Origin of the sequence: Candidatus Enterococcus willemsii (genome assembly GCF_009933335.1) — a bacterium.
In the GTDB taxonomy this organism is placed as follows: Bacteria; Bacillota; Bacilli; order Lactobacillales; family Enterococcaceae; genus Enterococcus_F; species Enterococcus_F willemsii.
Map to the genome: position 1 here is coordinate 77,832 of NZ_MAEL01000044.1, position 19,215 is coordinate 97,046.

General features: G+C 37.2%; 21 protein-coding genes. 1 reads left to right on the forward strand and 20 read right to left on the reverse strand.

The genetic code is table 11. The features are described 5' to 3' along the window. Position 1: 1 nt before the first annotated feature. The 20 genes from phnD to BAU17_RS08860 all read right to left on the reverse strand — a co-directional run bounded on the left by phnD (position 2) and on the right by BAU17_RS08860 (position 18,292). Positions 2–907, reverse strand: a complete 906-nt coding sequence (gene phnD, locus BAU17_RS08765) for a phosphate/phosphite/phosphonate ABC transporter substrate-binding protein (RefSeq protein WP_161902438.1) — start codon at positions 905–907, stop codon at positions 2–4. A gap of 158 nt (positions 908–1,065) precedes the next feature. Beyond that, complete coding sequence (locus BAU17_RS08770) at positions 1,066–2,493, reverse strand: glycoside hydrolase family 1 protein (protein WP_161902482.1); 1,428 nt, start codon at positions 2,491–2,493, stop codon at positions 1,066–1,068. Positions 2,494–2,646: 153 nt separating this feature from the next. Further along, positions 2,647–4,713: a DNA topoisomerase III gene (locus BAU17_RS08775; protein ID WP_161902439.1), complete on the reverse strand. Its 2,067-nt coding sequence runs from the start codon at positions 4,711–4,713 to the stop codon at positions 2,647–2,649. Next, positions 4,664–5,023: a DUF1033 family protein gene (locus BAU17_RS08780; RefSeq protein WP_161902440.1), complete on the reverse strand. Its 360-nt coding sequence runs from the start codon at positions 5,021–5,023 to the stop codon at positions 4,664–4,666. The genes BAU17_RS08775 and BAU17_RS08780 overlap by 50 nt, the downstream gene beginning before the upstream one ends. A 263-nt stretch (positions 5,024–5,286) precedes the next feature. Continuing rightward, entirely contained in the window at positions 5,287–5,826 is a 540-nt protein-coding gene (locus BAU17_RS08785) for a helix-turn-helix domain-containing protein (RefSeq protein WP_161902441.1), read from the reverse strand. 347 nt (positions 5,827–6,173) lie between these two features. Then, positions 6,174–7,295, reverse strand: a complete 1,122-nt coding sequence (gene mnmA, locus BAU17_RS08790) for a tRNA 2-thiouridine(34) synthase MnmA (RefSeq protein ID WP_161902442.1) — start codon at positions 7,293–7,295, stop codon at positions 6,174–6,176. Positions 7,296–7,462: 167 nt separating this feature from the next. Beyond that, the gene (locus BAU17_RS08795) at positions 7,463–8,362 is read right to left on the reverse strand and encodes a ketose-bisphosphate aldolase (protein WP_161902443.1); all 900 of its coding nucleotides are present in this window, start codon (positions 8,360–8,362) and stop codon (positions 7,463–7,465) included. A 17-nt stretch (positions 8,363–8,379) separates the two neighbouring features. Then, on the reverse strand, positions 8,380–9,234 hold the full coding sequence (locus tag BAU17_RS08800) for a class II fructose-bisphosphate aldolase (RefSeq protein ID WP_161902444.1): 855 nt from the start codon (positions 9,232–9,234) through the stop codon (positions 8,380–8,382). A gap of 9 nt (positions 9,235–9,243) precedes the next feature. Continuing rightward, on the reverse strand, positions 9,244–10,323 hold the full coding sequence (locus BAU17_RS08805; protein WP_161902445.1) for a PTS fructose transporter subunit IIC: 1,080 nt from the start codon (positions 10,321–10,323) through the stop codon (positions 9,244–9,246). Between the two features lie 13 nt (positions 10,324–10,336). Beyond that, positions 10,337–10,642: a PTS fructose transporter subunit IIB gene (locus BAU17_RS08810; protein WP_161902446.1), complete on the reverse strand. Its 306-nt coding sequence runs from the start codon at positions 10,640–10,642 to the stop codon at positions 10,337–10,339. Positions 10,643–10,677: 35 nt separating this feature from the next. Further along, entirely contained in the window at positions 10,678–11,160 is a 483-nt protein-coding gene (locus BAU17_RS08815; RefSeq protein WP_161902447.1) for a PTS sugar transporter subunit IIA, read from the reverse strand. Continuing rightward, a complete protein-coding gene (locus BAU17_RS08820; RefSeq protein WP_161902448.1) occupies positions 11,123–12,622 on the reverse strand; it encodes a BglG family transcription antiterminator in 1,500 nt (499 codons plus the stop codon). Before BAU17_RS08820 ends, BAU17_RS08815 begins: the two co-directional genes overlap by 38 nt. Positions 12,623–12,818: 196 nt before the next feature. Next, positions 12,819–13,160, reverse strand: coding sequence for a DUF1831 domain-containing protein (locus BAU17_RS08825; RefSeq protein WP_161902449.1), 342 nt, complete (start codon positions 13,158–13,160; stop codon positions 12,819–12,821). Between the two features lie 64 nt (positions 13,161–13,224). After that, positions 13,225–14,364 (reverse strand): cysteine desulfurase family protein, encoded by a 1,140-nt coding sequence (locus BAU17_RS08830; RefSeq protein ID WP_161902450.1) that lies wholly within the window; start codon positions 14,362–14,364, stop codon positions 13,225–13,227. Between the two features lie 81 nt (positions 14,365–14,445). Then, entirely contained in the window at positions 14,446–15,417 is a 972-nt protein-coding gene (locus BAU17_RS08835) for a ribose-phosphate diphosphokinase (protein ID WP_161902451.1), read from the reverse strand. Between the two features lie 71 nt (positions 15,418–15,488). Beyond that, complete coding sequence (locus BAU17_RS08840) at positions 15,489–16,031, reverse strand: C39 family peptidase (protein ID WP_161902452.1); 543 nt, start codon at positions 16,029–16,031, stop codon at positions 15,489–15,491. Positions 16,032–16,137: 106 nt separating this feature from the next. Further along, entirely contained in the window at positions 16,138–16,683 is a 546-nt protein-coding gene (locus BAU17_RS08845) for a cysteine hydrolase family protein (protein WP_161902453.1), read from the reverse strand. Between the two features lie 22 nt (positions 16,684–16,705). Next, entirely contained in the window at positions 16,706–17,401 is a 696-nt protein-coding gene (locus BAU17_RS08850; RefSeq protein ID WP_161902454.1) for a 5'-methylthioadenosine/adenosylhomocysteine nucleosidase, read from the reverse strand. 23 nt (positions 17,402–17,424) lie between these two features. Beyond that, positions 17,425–17,721: a cell wall synthase accessory phosphoprotein MacP gene (macP, locus tag BAU17_RS08855; protein ID WP_161902455.1), complete on the reverse strand. Its 297-nt coding sequence runs from the start codon at positions 17,719–17,721 to the stop codon at positions 17,425–17,427. A 1-nt stretch (position 17,722) separates the two neighbouring features. After that, positions 17,723–18,292, reverse strand: coding sequence for an NUDIX hydrolase (locus BAU17_RS08860; protein ID WP_161902456.1), 570 nt, complete (start codon positions 18,290–18,292; stop codon positions 17,723–17,725). Between the two features lie 256 nt (positions 18,293–18,548). On the opposite strand from BAU17_RS08860, the gene BAU17_RS08865 reads away from it, so the two are divergent. Continuing rightward, complete coding sequence (locus tag BAU17_RS08865; RefSeq protein ID WP_161902457.1) at positions 18,549–19,211, forward strand: 5-bromo-4-chloroindolyl phosphate hydrolysis family protein; 663 nt, start codon at positions 18,549–18,551, stop codon at positions 19,209–19,211. Positions 19,212–19,215: the final 4 nt, after the last annotated feature.

Sequence of the window (19,215 nt, forward strand, 5' to 3'; positions counted from 1 at the left end):
ATTATTCCTCCTCCAAGTTTAACGCTTTGACCATTTCATCAATTACTTTGTAGTCTTCATCTTTAGCTTCAATAAAACGTATTCCTTTATCACCATAAAATGATTCAAAGTACGCCTCATTTTCATAACCTAAATAAAACTCTTTTATTTTCTCTTTCATTTCTTGGGGTAAATCTGCACGAATCACATAGCAAGCATTTGGAATCACATCTGTTTCACCAACAACACGTATATCGCCTTCATTGATTAGACCTGCTTCAACTAAATCTGGAATAATTTGTGCCGTCACTGCGGCTGCTTGATAATCACCTTTTGCGACACCAACGACACTTGAATCGTGTTTGCCAGAATAAGTAACGGATTCAAAGAAATAACCAGGATTTTCTAATTTATCGGCATTTAAGCCCAACTCTTGAACTAATTTTGCTTTTGGGAACATATAACCAGATGAAGAAGCTGGGTCAACAAACGCAAAAGTCTTCCCTTTCAAGTCTGCTAAATTTTTCGTCTTTGTATCATCTTTGCTTACAATAAAGTCCGTTTTGTAAGGTACTTCACCCATCGAAGTGGTTGTTACTAATGGCTCAACGTTGGCAATTTTCTTCGCTTGATAATAACTCATCGGTGAAACTAACAATACATCTAATTTTCCAGCTTTCATTGCTTCAATACCAACTGAGTATTCGCCACCTTCTAATTCTTCTACTTCTACGCCTAGCGCATCGGACATATCTTTCCGAAATTCTTCATTTTTGGTTCCTGCATCAGGATTATTTTCATCGGGCATTTGCACAATGGTCAGTTTATCTATTTCTTTTGCAGTCGTGTCTTTTGAATTACCGCATCCAGCTAATAAACCTGCTGATAATAAGAATACTAACCCTAAACCAAGTGATAATTTTTTCATTTTGTTGCTCCTCTTTTTTTGTTTTTGTCCTCTATGACTTCTTCACTATAAAGAATGAACATCAATTTCCAATAAATTTCCAATGCATTTCATGTAAACAATGTAAATATTTCGTAAAACAAAAAAACAGCTTATTCCTTAGAATAAGCTGTCAGAAGTTACTCTTCAATTGAAGCACCATTCGTCCGAATCACTTCTTGGTACCAGTAATAACTATCTTTCTTATAGCGATCTAATGAACCACCTTCTTCGTCACGATCGACATACACGAAGCCGTAACGTTTTTGATAACCATTTAACCAACTTAATAAATCTGTAAATGACCATGTGCAGTATGCCCATACGTCGCTACCTTCTTCGACTGCACGCATTAACTCATAGACGTGCGCATTTAAATAGGCAATTCGATAGTCATCATGAATAGCATTGTCTGTAGTTTTCTCATCAAACGCACCTAAGCCATTTTCAGAAATGACAATCGGTAAATCATAACGACTGGTAATTTCTTTACAAGCATAACGCAAACCAGCAGGATCGATTGTCCAATCCCAATCCGTTGTTTCTAAATAAGGATTGCTTGGATTTTTATAGACTCCAGGTTCGCCTGTCACTTGACCTGTCCCTTTTTTACCAGAAGTATTCATTTCAGCAAATGGTGTCACGCCGTCCATTGGATTGTATTCAACAACTGTTGTTTGGTAATAGTTCACACCCATGAAATCCACTAAACTTGCTGCTTCTTTTAACAACGCAGCATCTTCTGCAGTCACAGTTGGAGCAACACCTTTTTTCTCTAAATAACGATAGGCTGTTTTTGGATAACGGCCATAGGCATACACATCTAACCACCAATAATTTTTCAAATTATCAAAATCCAATTTTGCCATCGCATTCATCGGGCGACAATCCAATCCATAGCTTGGACTGTAAGCAAAACTAGCACCAATTTTTCCATCAGGGATAATTTCTTTAAAAGCGACAACCGCTTTGGCATGTGCAAGAAAAACATGGTGATTGACTTGATAAAATAATTTTTCTTGATTAAATTTGCCTGGTGGATGCATGGCAGTCATCCAACCGAAATTGGTAAAGATATTTTGTTCATTAATCGTAATCCAATAATTCACTTTCCCCTTGAAACGTTTAAACAGATAGGTTGCATAATGAACATAATCATCGATAATTTTAGGACTTTCCCAACCGCCATACTCTTCTTGCAAGGCTTGCGGTAAATCCCAATGGTACAACGTTACCATTGGCTCAATACCATATTTGATACATTCATCGATTAATTCTTCATAAAACTGAATGCCTTCTGGATTGACTTCGCCACGTCCATTTGGAAACACTCGTGGCCAAGAGATTGAAAAGCGATAGGTTTTTAACCCCATTTCGGCCATCAAAGCAACATCTTCTTTAAAGCGATGGTAGTGATCAACCGCAATTTCTCCCGTTGTTTCTTTGTACGTTTTTCCAGGTATTTTGACAAATTCATCCCAGTTGGACATCCCTTTGCCACCTTCATTATAAGCGCCTTCAATTTGATAAGCAGCCGATGCACTTCCCCATAAAAAGCCTTTTGGCATTGTTAAATTTCCCAAATTATTTCCCTTCTTTCTCTTTATACTAGCTTCATTGTCTCGCAGTCGTTTGAAAAAGTCCATAGAAAATAATACTAATTAAACTAAATAAAAAGGACTCTTTACCTAGCAAATCTAGTAAAGAGTCCCTCCAATTCTTTATTGTTTTTCCATCGCAGCTTTCAAAGCTGCAGCTAATGGACTTTCTTGTGGTTCTTCTTGCGAATATTTCTTCATTAAACGACGTTCTTCCTGTTTGGTCATTTTCTTTTTCTTCTCATTTTTGGTTGGTAGCTTTTCAGTTATACCATCAAATTTACAACGGAAGAAGGCGCCATTTTTGCCTTCGATAATTTCCATTTTCTTATGGCATTGCGGGCAACGATGATTGGATAGTTTCGGGTCTTTCCGACGACGATAACTACACTCCGCACTTGAGCAAACATAAATTTTGCCATCACGTGTATTTTTCTCTCGTAAGAATTCGCCACATTCTGGACATTTCTTTTGTGTCAATGAAAAGTCTTGGTATTTTTGTTCGCTTTGTTTGACTTCTTTTACCAATTGCTTGGTATCTTCTTCAATTTGCTGTAAGAAAGCTTTACTAGAAAATTGGCCTTTAGCAATTGCTTCAAGTTGTTTCTCCCATTTTTCGGTTAAATCAGGAGATACTAAAGAAGGATTGACCAATTCGAGTAATTGTTTTCCTTTAGGCGAAACTTGCAAACCAGCAGGGGTGCGCTCCATTAACTCAGACTTAATTAACTTCTCAATAATTTCAGCCCGTGTTGCTGGCGTACCTAAACTGAATTTCTCCATTTTGCCTAATAATGTACCTTCATTTAACGGTTTTGGTGGTGATGTCAGTTCTTTTTTAATAGAGAAGTTTGGGGCAACAGTCATACCTTCTTGCCATTGAATCGTTGACGCTCGTTGTTCTTCTGACGTTTTCCAACCAGCTTCGACAATTTTATTTTGCGTAAAAATAAATTGCTCTTTGCCAAATTTCACTGTTACTTTTTGTTGCACTTTCTTATGCGGTGCAGCAAACAACATCAAGAAACGAGAAACAATTAAATTGTAAATACGTTGCTCATCGCTTGTTAATTTCGCATAATTGGCTTTTTGCTCCGTTGGTAATAATGCGTGGTGATCAGACACTTTGGCATCATTGAAGACAGCTTTTTGTTGAACCACGGCACCATTTTTAATGTAAGTCTTCACTTCTGGAGAAAAGTCAGCGACTGCTTGTAATCGTTCACGCATCGTTGCTTTCATATCTTGTGTAAGGTATTTACTATCTGTTCGTGGATACGTCACGATTTTATGTGTTTCATACAAACTTTGAACTAAAGACAATGTCTTTTTCGCTGAAAAGTTAAAGCGCTGATTGGCTTCTCGTTGAATTTCAGTTAAGTCATAAGGTAAGGGTGCAGATTCCGTTTTGGCTTTTTCAACAATTGAATCAACACGTCCATTCCCTAATTGTTGGACAATGCCTTGGGCTGTTTGTTGGTCTTTAATTTCGTAAGGGTTCGCTTGGACACGTTTGCCTCGTTCTTCCCCAACTTCAAGTGAAATCACATAGTATGTTTGTGGGCGGAACGTTTCAATTTTGCGCTCTTGTTGGCGCACTAAAGCAAGGGTTGGTGTTTGTACACGCCCTGCACTTAAATTATCTTGGTATTTCACAGTCAATGCTCGTGTGACATTTAAACCAACTAACCAATCGGCTTTTGATCGGGCAATAGCCGATTGATACAAATTATCATACGCTTTTGCTGGTTGTAAATTAGCAAATCCAGCTTTGATTGCTTTGTCAGTTTGCGAAGAAATCCATAGTCGCTTCGCTGGTTTGTCAAAACGTACCCATTCCAAAATCCAACGCGCAACTAGTTCACCTTCACGTCCAGCATCGGTTGCAATAACTGCTTCTGATACATCTTTACGTTGTGCCAACTGTTTGATGGCTTTTAGTTGATGACCAGTTTTTGGCAATGGTTTAATACCAATTTGTTTGGGAATCATTGGCAAAGTCTCCATTTTCCACGTTTGCCATTCCTTGTTTAAATCTTCTGGCATTTTTAAGCCTAACAAATGACCTAATGCCCAAGTAACAATAACTTTTGGTCCTTCGTAATAATTTTTGTGTTTTTGATTTGCACCAAGTACTCTGCTAAGATCTTTGGCAACGCTTGGTTTTTCCGCTAGAATTAGTTGCTTCATAAAATTCCCTTTCGCTTTCAATTGATACCGGCTGATAATTTTTCAAAAGTGCTAATCCTTTGTATTGTTGCAAATCTTCTACACATTCCTCGCACCAACGTTCTTCGCCTTCATTCCAAAAGGCACTTAAATAGTTTGTCTTTGCATGAATATATTCGTATTCATTGCAAATGAGATGCCACTTTTTTTTGTAAAAACGTTGTGCTTCTTCTAATGTTGTAAAAGATTTTTCTTCTTGGATATCATTTTGCCACTCTTCGAAAAACCACCAGGGTTCGTTATCACCGTACATGACTATTACTTGATACACGTGGATTCGCCCCTTAAACTTCATTTGTTACCGTAATAGTAGTCAGTTTCAATGGAAGTTTCAAGAAGTTAGCTTGTGAAAGCCAATGCTTGAAATAAGGTTATTCACTAAATGTAAAGAAATAACATGTCCTATTTTCCTATCTAATTTTTGATATTCCTTGATTTATACTGTTTTAGTCATTTCACGATTCCTTATTGAGTTTGTAAAGCTTCTATAAATCGTTCGTTAGTTTTGTTACAAATGAATCATATTGTCTGTTTTTAATACACTAGTTGTTTTAATTGCAGTTTTACTTTGTCATCGTCTAACGAAGAAATAAGATATAACGTGGAGATATCTTGTTTCAAGTTCTCACGGTCGGTATCATTTTTCCCAAAAAGATTCAGGATGCGCATGATGAGCCATGCCATTGTGTCTCCTTGACCACCGCTACCAACTTGAAAGCCTAGCATCGCCGTTTCAGATAACTGCTCCCGCTTGACTTCTGTTAATAATTCTGAAAAATCGCCTTGAATCAAAAATTCATCCTCTTGCTCTTTGACTCGTTGTTTTAATTCCGTCATCGTTGTAACGAGATATAAACGATTCGGATTATCGCGAATTTGTATCAGCTGATTTAAGACATCACCTGGTGTTTGATTGACCGCTTGGGCAATGGTAGCCACTGTTTTGACGGTGTATGTTTCTGGTGAGCGTTTATTTGCTTTCGATAATGTCGCTTCCGAAATACCTGTCGCCTTAGACACTTCATACCGAGTCTTCCCTTGCTCTTGTAAAAAAATATCTAAAATACTTTTCATAGCTTCTCCTTTACTTAACTAAAAGATAGTAACCTGTAGTTAAGTATAGCATAGAAACATATATTTTCAACTTCTTACGGCATGCCTCTTGTCACTAGAAAAATCCAGATAGTGGTTATCAATAGACTGATTAAAAATATTGCGAAAAGAAAATTTACCGTCGCAAGCACCACATCTTCTTGTTGTTTAGCTTGTTTCCATAAAAAACCAGAAAAAATAAGTCAGTACGTTGCCAAAAATCCATGAGTTGATAATCCAATGATAAGTAACAGATAGCGTTAGTAGCGCAGTAATACCTGTAAACAATAGCAAAAAAGATGACTCCATCAACGAAGTCATCTCTTGTCTTATACGTATTGTAATACTTTTTCAGCTTTATAAGCACAATCAATCAGGCCGCCACCTAAGCATTCTGCGCCGTCATAGAAAACAACTGCTTGTCCTGGTGTAATCGCACGAACTGGTTCGTCAAAAATAACTTCTGCACGATCATTATCCAACAAACGAACAGTTACACCTGTGTCTTGTTGACGATAACGGAATTTAGCTGTGCAGTGGAATTCCTTTGGTTTTTCTTCATTCGTTGTAAAGTGAATGTCACTCGCTTCTAAACGGTCTGCATATAACGCTTCGTGATGGAATCCTTGTCCTACATATAATGTATTCGTTTCTAAATCTTTCCCAACTACAAACCATGGTTCAGAAGACTTACCGCCACCACCAATGCCTAAACCTTGGCGTTGACCGATTGTATAATACATTAAGCCGTCATGCTGCCCTTTTACTTCACCATCTAAAGTGACCATTTTGCCTTTTGTTGCCGGCAAGTAGTTGCTCAAGAATTGTTTGAAGTTCTTTTCACCGATAAAACATACGCCAGTAGAATCTTTTTTCTTAGCCGTGGCTAAACCAGCACGTTCGGCAATCGTACGTACTTCTGATTTTTCCATATGACCAAGAGGAAACATCGTTTTTGATAACTGCTCTTGTGATAATTGGCTTAAGAAATACGTTTGGTCTTTATTATTATCGACACCACGTAACATATGTGAGATGCCATTTTCATCGCGTACCACTTGGGCATAGTGACCAGTGGCAACATAATCGGCACCTAAATCCATCGCATAGTCTAAAAAGGCTTTAAATTTAATTTCTTTGTTACACATCACATCAGGGTTTGGTGTTCGTCCCGCACGATATTCTGCTAAGAAATACTCAAATACACGGTCCCAGTATTCTTTTTCAAAATTGACTGAATAATAAGGAATCCCCACTTGGGCAGCAACTTTTGCTACATCCTTATAATCTTCAGTTGCTGTACACACACCATTCTCATCCGTATCATCCCAATTCTTCATGAAGATACCAATGACATCGTACCCTTGTTCTTTTAACAAAAGTGCTGTTACTGACGAGTCAACCCCGCCACTCATTCCAACGACAACTCTAGTCTTACTATTGTCTGTCATGAATTTCACCATCATTTCAATATAGATTCTGAAACATCCACGATTTGAAGGTCGCTACTTTTTCAGTATTTGCTATTATACATGAAGTTGGCAAGAATTTCACGCTTTGGCGTTTGGTTTGTTAGACAACAAAAATACCTACCTGCTAAACAGATAGGTATTTTACTTTAAATATCGTTTTGTCTAAATGGTTTTTCATTCATCTCGCGATACAAACTTGCTTTACCTAATGAGTTGAAGAGTCCCATTTTTTGTGTCACAACTTCTTTGGCTGCATCAATACAATCTGGGAAAATAGCATTAGGATCCCACAATTCCGTGCTAGCTAAAATTTCGCGGCATTTTTTATAAAAAGCGTATTTGTAATCAGAAGAAATATTAATTTTTTGAATCCCAATTTCTACCGCACGTGCAATTTCTTCATCTGGATTGGCAGAGCCGCCATGTAACACTAAAGGAATATCTACTCTTTCTTTAATTTGCTCTAAGACATCCATTTTTAGTTCTGGTTTGACATCTTTCGGGTAGATACCATGTGCTGTTCCGATAGCGACTGCTAACGTGTCGATACCCGTTTTTTCAATGAACTCTTCTGCATCTTCTGGGCGGGTATAAATCACTTTAGATACCCCACCTTCAATTGAAGTACCCGTATTACCAATTGTTCCTAGCTCACCTTCGACAGATACACCGATTTTTTTGCAGACGTCCACTACTTCTTTGGTGACAGCAATATTTTCTTCAAATGGTAATAAGGAGCCATCAATCATGACAGAAGTAAAGCCACAATGAATCGCACGCATGATACTTGCTAAACTATCGCCATGGTCCATATGGATAACGAAAGGGACACTACTATTTTTGGCACGAGAAACAGCATATTGGAAAAATTCATCTTTGACAAAATCCAGTTCGGTTGGATGCACAGCAATAATGGCTGGTGAATCATTTTCTTCCGCTGCTTCAACAACTACTCGTAAAAAATTACTATCTGCTACATTGAATGCACCCACAGCGAATTTGTTTTCTTTCGCAACTTCTAACATTTGTTTCATATTGATTAACATAAATAGTCTCTCCTTTTTTATAACGCTTTATTTTTAGAACCAGCAATTTCAATATATTTTTTTACGACTTCTTTTCCTGCTGAAATAGTGGCATGAATCACATCAGGATAACCCATTAACGGATCTTTGGCTAAACAATGTTGGATTTCTGCTAATTGAGCCTTCATAAAATCCGAGCCTACATTAATTTTATTAATACCTAATGCCACCGATTTGCGAATGTTTTCCTCACCAGCACCTGAACCACCGTGTAACACTAATGGTAACTGAGTCGCTTTTTTTATTTTTTCTACAATATCAAAACGAAATTCTGGGACATAGCCTTCTGGGTAATCCCCATGAGTCGACCCGTAAGACAATGCCAAACAGTCTACACCTGTTGCTTGAATAAATTGAATCGCTTCATCAGGATCGGTATACATTTCCTGGTTTGTCCATTGATTACCATTTACCACACCTAAATCACCGACTTCTGCTTCAACACTCGCATTAAATTGTTGCGCAAACTGAACCATTTCTTTTGTGATACGAATATTTTCTTCTAAGGGATACATCGAAGCATCCATCATGACACTTGAAAAACCTTCTTGTAAACATTGTTTGACATATGCAACTTCTTGCCCATGATCTAAATTAATAGCGACATCCACTTTGGCGTTATTTGCCATACGAATAATTGGTTTTGTGAGGTACCGATAATCAAGATGCATTTTCAAATGTTCTTCCAACAAGTCTACGATAATTGGTGCATGCATTTCTTCCGCTGCTTCAATGACCGCTTTTGCCGTTTCCAAATTAAAGCAATTAATGGCTAATACTGCATAATTTTCTTGATTTGCTTTCGCCAACATTTCTCTCATAGATACGTACATAATAACCTCCTAAGAAATTTTGATTGAAGAAAAATCAACCTCTTCTTCCTCGATGTCTTCCACTGTTTCAACGGGCTTTTTCTTAAGAACAAATAATAAAATCCCTGTAATTGCTGAACCAATTAGCAATGCTATAGTGAACTTCAGCGGATCGGTCATAGTTGGGATGATAAACACACCACCAGAAGGCACCGGTGAACCCACGCCCCAACTCATACTTAGTCCACCACCAATTGCTGCTCCAATCGTACAAGAAACAATGACTCGCAGCGGATCCACAGCCGCAATCGGTATAACACCTTCAGTAATCATCGCTAACCCCATCGGAAAAGCAATCTTAATATTGTCCTCTTCTCCTTGTGAGAATTTCGGTTTATTAAATACTTTCGATAGAATCCATGCAAATGTCACGCCAAATGGTGGCACCATAGAAGCTAAAATCTTAACAGCTTCTGGTTCTTGGATTCCTTCTAACAACATACCATCTGCAAATAAAGAGGCTACTTTATTGACTGGTCCACCAAAATCAAAGGCTGCCATCCCGCCAACAATCGAACCGAATAAAAATTTTCCAGAACCTTGTAAATTAGTTAAGAACTCGGTCAAGGCATTCGTTGCCCAAACAATTGGTACGCCAATCACAAAGTACATGGCTAGACCAACAATAATTGTTGAGGAAACAGGGACAATCATCATCGGCATTAATCCTTGCGCCCATTTAGGAACTTTTAGATTTTTCACTAAAAATAAAACAAAGAAACCTACAATATAACCACCAAGCATGCCACCTAAAAAGCCGGCGCCAATTGAATTGGCAATAAGTCCCATGAATAATCCTGGTCCAATACCCGGTCGATCCGCAATTGAATAAGCAATTGCTGCAGAAATGACAGGTGCTAATAAGCCCATCCCTAAGACACCTAAAGACACAAGTGCATCAGGTACAGAATAATTCGTCGTGTAATCACTGATAACTTGCCCACCTGTCAAATTACCAATCGCAATTAATAAGCCTGCTGTTACTACCACCGGCAACATATAAGAAATAGCTGTTAACGCATGTTTTTTGATTTCTAATTTACGTAACATAACACTGTCTCCTTTACAATTGTTCTTCTATTTTATTAATTAAGCCTTTGGGTGCTTTAATCACTAAACTGGTCGGAACTTCAACTACTTTCTTTCCTTGGAAACGCTCCTTCCCACCAACTTTGATATCGGCTGCAATAATCACAACATCTGCGGCATCAATCTCGGCTTGTGTCAATTCATCTTCCGTTCCAATTGTGCCTTGTGTTTCAATATGAATATCGTGTCCAAGTGCTTGTGCGGCTTTCACTAGCTTTTCTTTGGCAATATACGTATGAGCAATCCCTGACGTGCATGCTGCAATTCCAACAATTTTCATGTTATTTCCTCCTCTTATTAAAAAATTGACCACCGTTACTCAGGTTCTTTTGATAATAATTCCATCATTTTTTCTTTCGTGGTTGCATGATGCAATTCTTCAATGAATGTTTCATCTGCTAATAGCATTGCGACCTTTTGTAATAATTTAATGTGTAACGTATTAGCTTCAACGTTTCTGACAGCAAACAAGATAATGACACTGACTGGTTCGTCATCTAATGATTCCCATTCAATCGGTTGACTCACTTTTCCGACGACAAGCGATGTTTTTGTGACACAGTCTGATTTTCCATGAGGGATTGCAATCCCTTGTCCTAACCCTGTCATCCCCTCCTTCTCACGGTTAAAGACATCTTCCAAAAAACCAGTTGTGTCTGTAATGATGTTATTTTGATAAAGAAGCGCAGTTAATTCTTTAATTGCCTCTTCTTTCGTTGTTGCCTGTAAGTTTAAATCCACTAAATCCTCCGTAATTACATTAGCTATGCTGAAATTTTCTGTTAAGTGCTGATCCATTCCCGATTCCTCCTAAAATTTTCTTGGTTCGTTCTTCGTCTTGTTTCGTAAAAACAGAGTTCACTAGCATCGTCGGAATCTCTGTTTTTGTTGTAAAATGTATCGTTGTGAGTATGAGGTCGATATCTGTATATTGATTGAGCTTTTGACTAAATTTTTTGGAAGAAAGAACATCTACAATTTCAATATCTGGAAAAGCTTTTTTTACTTTTACTTTCAATAATTCTGATGTTCCCACGCCACTACTACACATAATCAATACTCGTTTCTTTTGTTTTTGTATTTCTTTATAACGAACAAAATATAAGACAAGGAAACCAATTTCATCCTCACTTATTGTTGATAACTCAAATTTTTTCTCGGCTTTCTTGGCTACTTGTGAAACGCATTGAAACATGTTCTGATACTCTAACCGAATGTCTTTTAACAATTCATTTTTTATGACAATGTCATTTTTTAAGCGATATAATAGAGGAACAATATGGCTAATCAAATCATCCTGATATTTATCTATATCAATTTCAGGACCAACCATTTTTTTCATTTCTTCCATAAAAAATGCAGTCACTTCAATTGCTTCTTCTTCCCTGTACACTGCTTCACTTTGATTTTCTAGTCGTGAAGATATCAAATATTGAAATAAGAAAAATGATTCAATGTCACTTAACCGATACCCAAGATAACCACTCATTCGTTGGATAACTTCTTTTGAAACATTGTAAATAGGTTGATATTTGGCAATCAATTCTATTTCCTCGTCATCCAATGTATTATCAATTTTTTCAGTAATTCCTCCTTCTCGACTTCGCTTCAATAAAATATATAGATGTGAAAAAATATTGATATTGTAAGGATAACTAATCGTTGTACGTAATCTTTTTTCAATCAATTCTAAAAGCGACGTGAGATAATCAATATCGTAAGCCTTTACATTTTGTGCATCTGCCAAAAATGTATCGTTAATCAGATTCTCTTGCGCAATTAAATAATTGACAGTTTTACGGATATTTCTTTCATCGCCAATAATCGATAGCCGTTTATTCTTTTTACGCAGCAACAAATGATAGTCTTTTAAAAATAATTTCATCTTTTTAATGTCTTGGATGATGACAGTCTCTGTAATAAAATATGGTTCAAATAATGCATCCATAGCAACTGAGTTAGGCGACTTAAAAAGCAACGTTAACATAATATTATTGCGTCGGTGTAATGACGCATCGGTTCTCTCCTGATTTCCATCAATGCTTTCTCGCAAATACTTCTCGTAATCTAAACGGAAACCTCTACCAATTTCAGCAGTAATAATATCTCCACCAGAAAACTCGTCATTGATTCTCTTGATTGTTCTATAAATTGTTTTAGTAGAGACATGAGCAAAATTTGCAAGCTCTTGTGCTGTGAGAGTCATGTCATTTTTAATTAATAACTCTAACAAATAATTTTCTCTCTTGCTTAGCTTCATATCATCAACTCCTTGTCTATAATATAATCTATTTTTGTAAGCGCAATCTTTTTCGTGTGTCCACTAGTATGGACATTTTTTATCGGATGGTCAAAATCCTATTTAGAAAAAAAGAACCCACTTGATCACAAGTAGGTTCCCTCCAGCTGATTTTGGTACCTGTCAAACAAAAAAAGCTACAGAAGTTATCTGCAGCTTACACTTTCTCAAATAATCCACGGTCAATAAAACCGTCCATTAAGAAATAAAATTTTTCCTGTAATAAATCATTTGCACTGTCTTTGAAAATATTGACAGCTTTTAGACCGTTAGCTGTTGTAACAGACATTTTGATTTTTTGAATGTCTTTATCGACAGTGATTTTTAACTTAAATCCTTCTTTGCTTTGAGGGGTTGCTTCTAAAGGACGAATTAGTTGGAAATTCCCACTTTTTGTTTCTGTGAATCCATTATCTCTCAATGTATAGCGCTTTGCAGTTGGTGCTAAACGGTAGTTCACTGCAGCACCTAAGACTGACGCCGTTTGTTCAAATGCCATCTTTTCACCTCATCTATTCCTATTTGTCTCTATTATATCGGGTTCGATTTCGTTTGACTAGTCTTTATCGTTTTAATCGTTCAATCGTTGCTAATAAGACTTCCACAAAAGCTTCGACTTCTGAAAATGTATTGCCGTAGCCGAAACTAATACGAATCGATTCTTTAACAGCTTGGGCATTCTTTCCATACATGGCTTCTAACACATGCGATGGTTCTACATTTCCTGCAGTACAAGCTGAACCAGTAGAAACAGCAAAGCCTTTTAAATCCAAGTGCATTAATAGTAAATCACTAGGTACACCCACAAATTGCAGATTGATAAGATGCGGCAATTGATTGGTTGGGTCGCCATTGATATGAAAATCGACTTGGTGAGTTGTTAAAGTTTCTAACAAGTAAGTTTTAAACATTTGATATCTTTGTTGATTCTTACTTTGTTCTTCTTCTGATAAGATTTGAATAGCCTTAGCCATGCCACAAATCGCCGCTAAATTTTCTGTTCCAGCTCGTCTTTTTTCTTCTTGTTCACCGCCATGTAGATACGCTGGCAAACGAACAGCATCTCGTTTGTAAATAAAGCCAATCCCTTTTGGTCCATTTATCTTATGTCCTGAGGTAGTCAATAAATCGACTTGTAATTCATGAGCATTAATTGGTAATTTCCCATATACTTGGACTGCATCTGTGTGAAAATACGCAGGGTGGTCTTGTAAAAGTTCACCAATTTCTTGGATTGGGAAAATATTGCCAGTTTCATTATTAGCAAACATGATAGAAACTAAAATTGTGTCATCACGTAATGCCGCAGCAACATCATCGACTGTTAATTGACCTTGTTTATTTACAGGCAAATAGGTGATTTCAAAACCAAGTGTTTCTAAATAACGCATGGATTGTAAAACAGCTGGATGTTCAACTGCTGTTGTGATGATATGTTGGCCTTCACTTTGACGAGAAAGTGCCGTTCCAATAATTGCTGTATTGTCGCCTTCAGTGCCACCGCTTGTAAAAATAATTTCATGAGGGGCAACGTGCAAACTATCTGCAATAATTTGACGCGCATTTTCTAAGTATTCATGTGCTTTACGACCATATTGATGAATACTTGATGGATTCCCCACAACTCCAAGCATTACTTGGCTCATTGTTTCAACAACATCTGGACGAATTGGTGTTGTCGCCGCATGATCAAAATATGTCATTTTCTCACCTTCTTTATCGCTATTATAGCAAATTTAGTAAAAAAACCAACCAAAGAGAATAAGCTTTGGTTGGTCTCTTATTTATAGATATTTTTCTTCACTTAATTTAAATAACGGGCTCATCGGTGTATTTTCATGGATACGTTTGACTGCTTCGCCCATTAATTTTGAACACGTAATGTAGGTCAACTTATCTGGATGACGTGTCTCATCTGTTAAGCAAGAATCCGTTACACAAATATCTTCAATTGGTGCATCGTTTAGAACCTCTCTTGCTGGTGGTGATAATAACGCATGCGAACAACAAGCGTACACATTTGTTGCACCTTCTTCTTTTAACAAACGTGCTGCTTCTGCAAAAGTATGACCAGTATTTAAAATATCATCGACCATGATACATGTTTTACCAGCCACATCGCCAATCACATACCCACCATCTTCTAGTGACTCATCTTGGTCAACAATAGCTAAAGTGGTGTTCAAATATTCAGCTAAGCTTCGTGAACGTCCAACACCGCTGTTTTTAGGAGAGACAACGACATAATCATCGCCTTCCATACCTTTATTTTGATAATAATTCGCAAACAGTGGAATCGTAAATAAGTTATCTACTGGAATATCAAAGAACCCTTGTACTTGGACAGCATGCAAGTCAAGTGTTAGAACACGTGTTGCGCCTGCTTCGACAAGCATATTAGCAATTAATTTGGCAGTAATTGGTTCATGTGGTTTCGCTGTACGATCTTGACGTGCATACGCATAATACGGTAAAACCACGTTAATTGTTTTGGCACTCGCCCGTTTCATTGCATCAATCATAATCATTAATTCCATGTAATAGTCATTTACTGGCTGATTTGTGGATTGAATGATATAGATGTGCGCACCTCGAACACTTTCTTCAATGCTGATAGCAATTTCGCCATCACTGAACTTTTTAATCGCACATTTTCCTAATTTGGTACCAAATTCTTTAGCAATCTTTTCTGCTAAAGGAACATTTCCATTCAAACTAAAAATCTTCAATGATTCATCGTGATATTTTTCGACCATGTGAGCCTCCAATAGAATTTTTCTTCATTTTAACATAATTTACTGCTTTAAGTTAATAAGTTTGTTTTATATTAAGGGAGTGAGACGGTCCCATTAACCCATGACGCCGGAATAACTTGTTTATGGTTGCCCCAATTGTCGTGTACTTTTAAGAAGCGTTCTCCCTCGCTAGTTTCTAAGTAACCATAAGCCGTTACCCAATGATTGCCATAGGTACTGCCTAAAACTTTCAATACACCAACAATCACGGGCTTTCCTTGGTCAATGCGTTTCACTGCTCGGTGCCAGCCACCCACCATTGTCATACGCGCACGTAAATTGACGCTCACATGATTAAAGTAAGCCGATAATCCATGCGAGACTTGCAACGCAATGGTCGGTAATCCTAATGGTTGAATAAATAATTGTAAAAAATGTGCCAGTGTTTCTTTTTGACGACTATTTTTACGACGAATATAGGTTGGAATGATCGTTTCATCAATATAATCTTGGTAATACGCCAATAATACAGATGCGGCTGTCGTTCCACATAAATAGCCTTTTGGCGTTGTCCAACGGCGATAAGCCGCAAAACGTTCTTCAGGTAAGGTTACCCATTGATCTTTTTCTGTCATTCTTGGTTCTCCTTTTTAGCGCCAATTTTGGTTCATAATACTTAAGCAAAAAGAGAGAAATAATTCTGCCGAAATTTTCAGCAACAATCATTTCTCTTAATGGATTTTATTCAATACTTGCACCTAAACTACCTTTAAAATGGCGTAATGCCCATTCATGTCCTTGTGCATCAAAACTTGCGACCGCTTGTTCAATGATATGAATCCGGTAGCCCAGATTATACGCATCTACTGCTGTATGCAAGACACAAATATCGGTACAGACACCCGTCAAATAGATGTCGGTAATCTGACGTTCACGTAAACGAATATCTAAATCCGTTCCACTAAAAGCCGAATAATGGCGCTTGTCTAGCCAATAGACGGTTGCATCGGACTGATGTTTTTCATATAAAAAAGCTAAACTACCATATAATTCCCGACCAACGGTGCCTGCTAAATTATGCGGTGGAAACAATTGATTTTCTGGATGAAACGCATCAGACTGATCATGCTTATCAATTGCAAAGACGACAAAGTCACCCGCTTCGATAAATTCTTGGGTCTTTTGTACTAAAACAGCTTCAATTGCTTGCCCTGCTTCACCTGTGGTTAATGCACCATCTGTTGCTACAAAATCGTTTGTATAATCAATCGAAATTAATGCCTTCACTTGTTTTCCTCCTCGTCATTGATTAGGCAATTGCCTCGACAAAAGCTAAAACCATTTCCGCTGAACGTTTGCCAGCTTCTTCAATAAATTCATCAAATGTTTGAGTTGCCGCATGGTCCGCTGTATCACTCATTGCACGCACAACTAAAAATGGTACATCGAATTGCATCGCTGTTTGCGCAATAGCAGCACCTTCCATTTCACATGCTAATGCATCAGGAAAATGACCTAAAATTTCAGCGATTTTTTCTGGATTATCAATAAATGAATCGCCTGTCACAATTAAGCCTTTTTTCACTTGATGGCCGGTTTTTTCAGCGGCTTTTTCAACAGCTGCTACTAACTTACGGTCTGCTTCATAGTACAAAGGCATACCTCCAGGAATTTGTCCATATGCATAACCAAAACCTGTGGCATCTGCATCATGGTAGGCTAATTTTTCTGAAATCACTAAATCACCTACAGCTAAACCTTCGCCGATTCCACCTGCTGAACCAGTATTGACAATTGCTTCTACTTCATATTGCTGAATTAATAAACTCGTCGTAATCGAAGATAAGACTTTCCCAATTCCTGATTGCACCACGATTAATGTATGTCCAGCATAGTTCCCAGAATAAAATGTTGCACCTGCTTTTTCCCAAACCTTCAAATTATCCAATTTTGCTTTCAATACCGCTACTTCTTGTGCCATTGCACCAATAATTCCAATTTTCATTTAAACTGCCTCACATTCATAAATTATAAGAAAAAGACCATTAACCCCACGACAATCAAAAGTAACGTCACAATTATAATACTCTTCATCAAAAAAGCATTCATTTTTGATGACCGTTGACGTTCGCCTACTCTTGTACGTTCTACAGGTTTATTTTTTTTCAATTCTTTACGATAAAATTGATCAATTTTTTGTTCTTTTTCACGAAGTTCTTCTTCGGATTGTCTTTTTATTAATTGACGATTGCGCTCCATCGCTGCTTGCTCTTCTGCTTGACGTCGTCGTAATTCAGAACGAGTAACCAGTGGCCCTTTTTTCATACTACAACCTCCCTTGAGCAATCAACAATTCCCAATACTGAATCGCAAAAATCGTTTTTGCATCACAGATTGTTTTTTCTTCAATTGCTTGTTTTGCTTCAGCCAATGTCCATTCATATACTTCTAGAACTTCATCATCATCTTGGGCTAATGGGTTCGCTACTTTTTCAATGTTTTTTGCATAATAGACATGCAATAATTCGTTGGCAAAACCGGGTGAAAGATACATCGAAGCAAGATGTTCCATACTTTCTGCACGATAAGCCGTTTCTTCTTCTAATTCGCGCGCGCCCGTTTCTTCCGGATGACGGCCTTCCCCTGGATCAATTTTCCCAGCAGGAATTTCGATAATCACTCGTTCCAACGGCTTTCTAAATTGTTTCACTAGCACAATTTTATTTTCTTTCGTAATTGCTAAGACACCTACGCCACCTGGATGGAAAACTAACTCACGTTGCGCTGTTCCACCATCTGGTAAACGAACCTCATCTAATGCAACGTCAATAATTTTCCCATGAAAAATTTCTTGGCGCTTAATTGTTTTTTCTTCAAAATCTTCATATTGAAGCATGGATCCATCCTACTTTCTTGCACAATTTTCTAATTATCATTAAGTTTACCATAGTTACTTGAAAATTTCCTAAGTCCTAAGGTTTAGTTTGATAAACTTTTTGTCTCTATCAGATATTTCTTATAAATTCTCTAAATTCAAAAAATCCAACGCAAGTCGGATTCTTTTCTTTCACGTAACATGCTAAAATAAATGCATAAACAACACAACTAACACACAAACGTTGTCTGTAATAAAATATAGGAGGAAATTTTAGATGAAAAAATCAAAGTGGATTACCATTGGACTTGTAATTGTTGCTTTTATCATATTCAGTCGACTCATTACAAATCATTTTCCTTTAGTTTTACTATTTGGTGGCATCCTTCTCGTCATCTATGGATTTAAAGGCAAATCAAAACCTGTTTCAACAAATAGCTTACCTAGCTTATCAAAACAACGCGAAAAAAGTTACCTTGATAGCGGTATGTCTTATCGTGAAATTGAGTTTTTCCGTGAAACATTGAATCAAGCAAAACAACAAATTGAGCAGTTACAAAAAAATATTGGCAACAGTGCTAAATTAAAAGCAATTGATTTGCGACATGATACTATTCGTGCTGCTAAGGCATTGTTCAAAGAACTAGTCAAAGAACCTACTCGTCTAAACGAAGCAAGTCATTTTCTCTACACACACTTACCGAACATGGTTGATTTAACAGATAAATTTATCGAAATTAACAACCACGAAATTAAAAATCGTGATACGTATGAGAAAATTGAAGAAAGTATCCAAATTATCGATCAAATGGCTTCATTAATTACACAAGACTACCAAAAATTTGTTTCCGATGATTTAGATGACTTAGATATTGAATTATCAATTGCCAAACAAAGCATAAAAAGAGATAATGAGTATAAGCAAAATGAAGTGAGATAAGAGC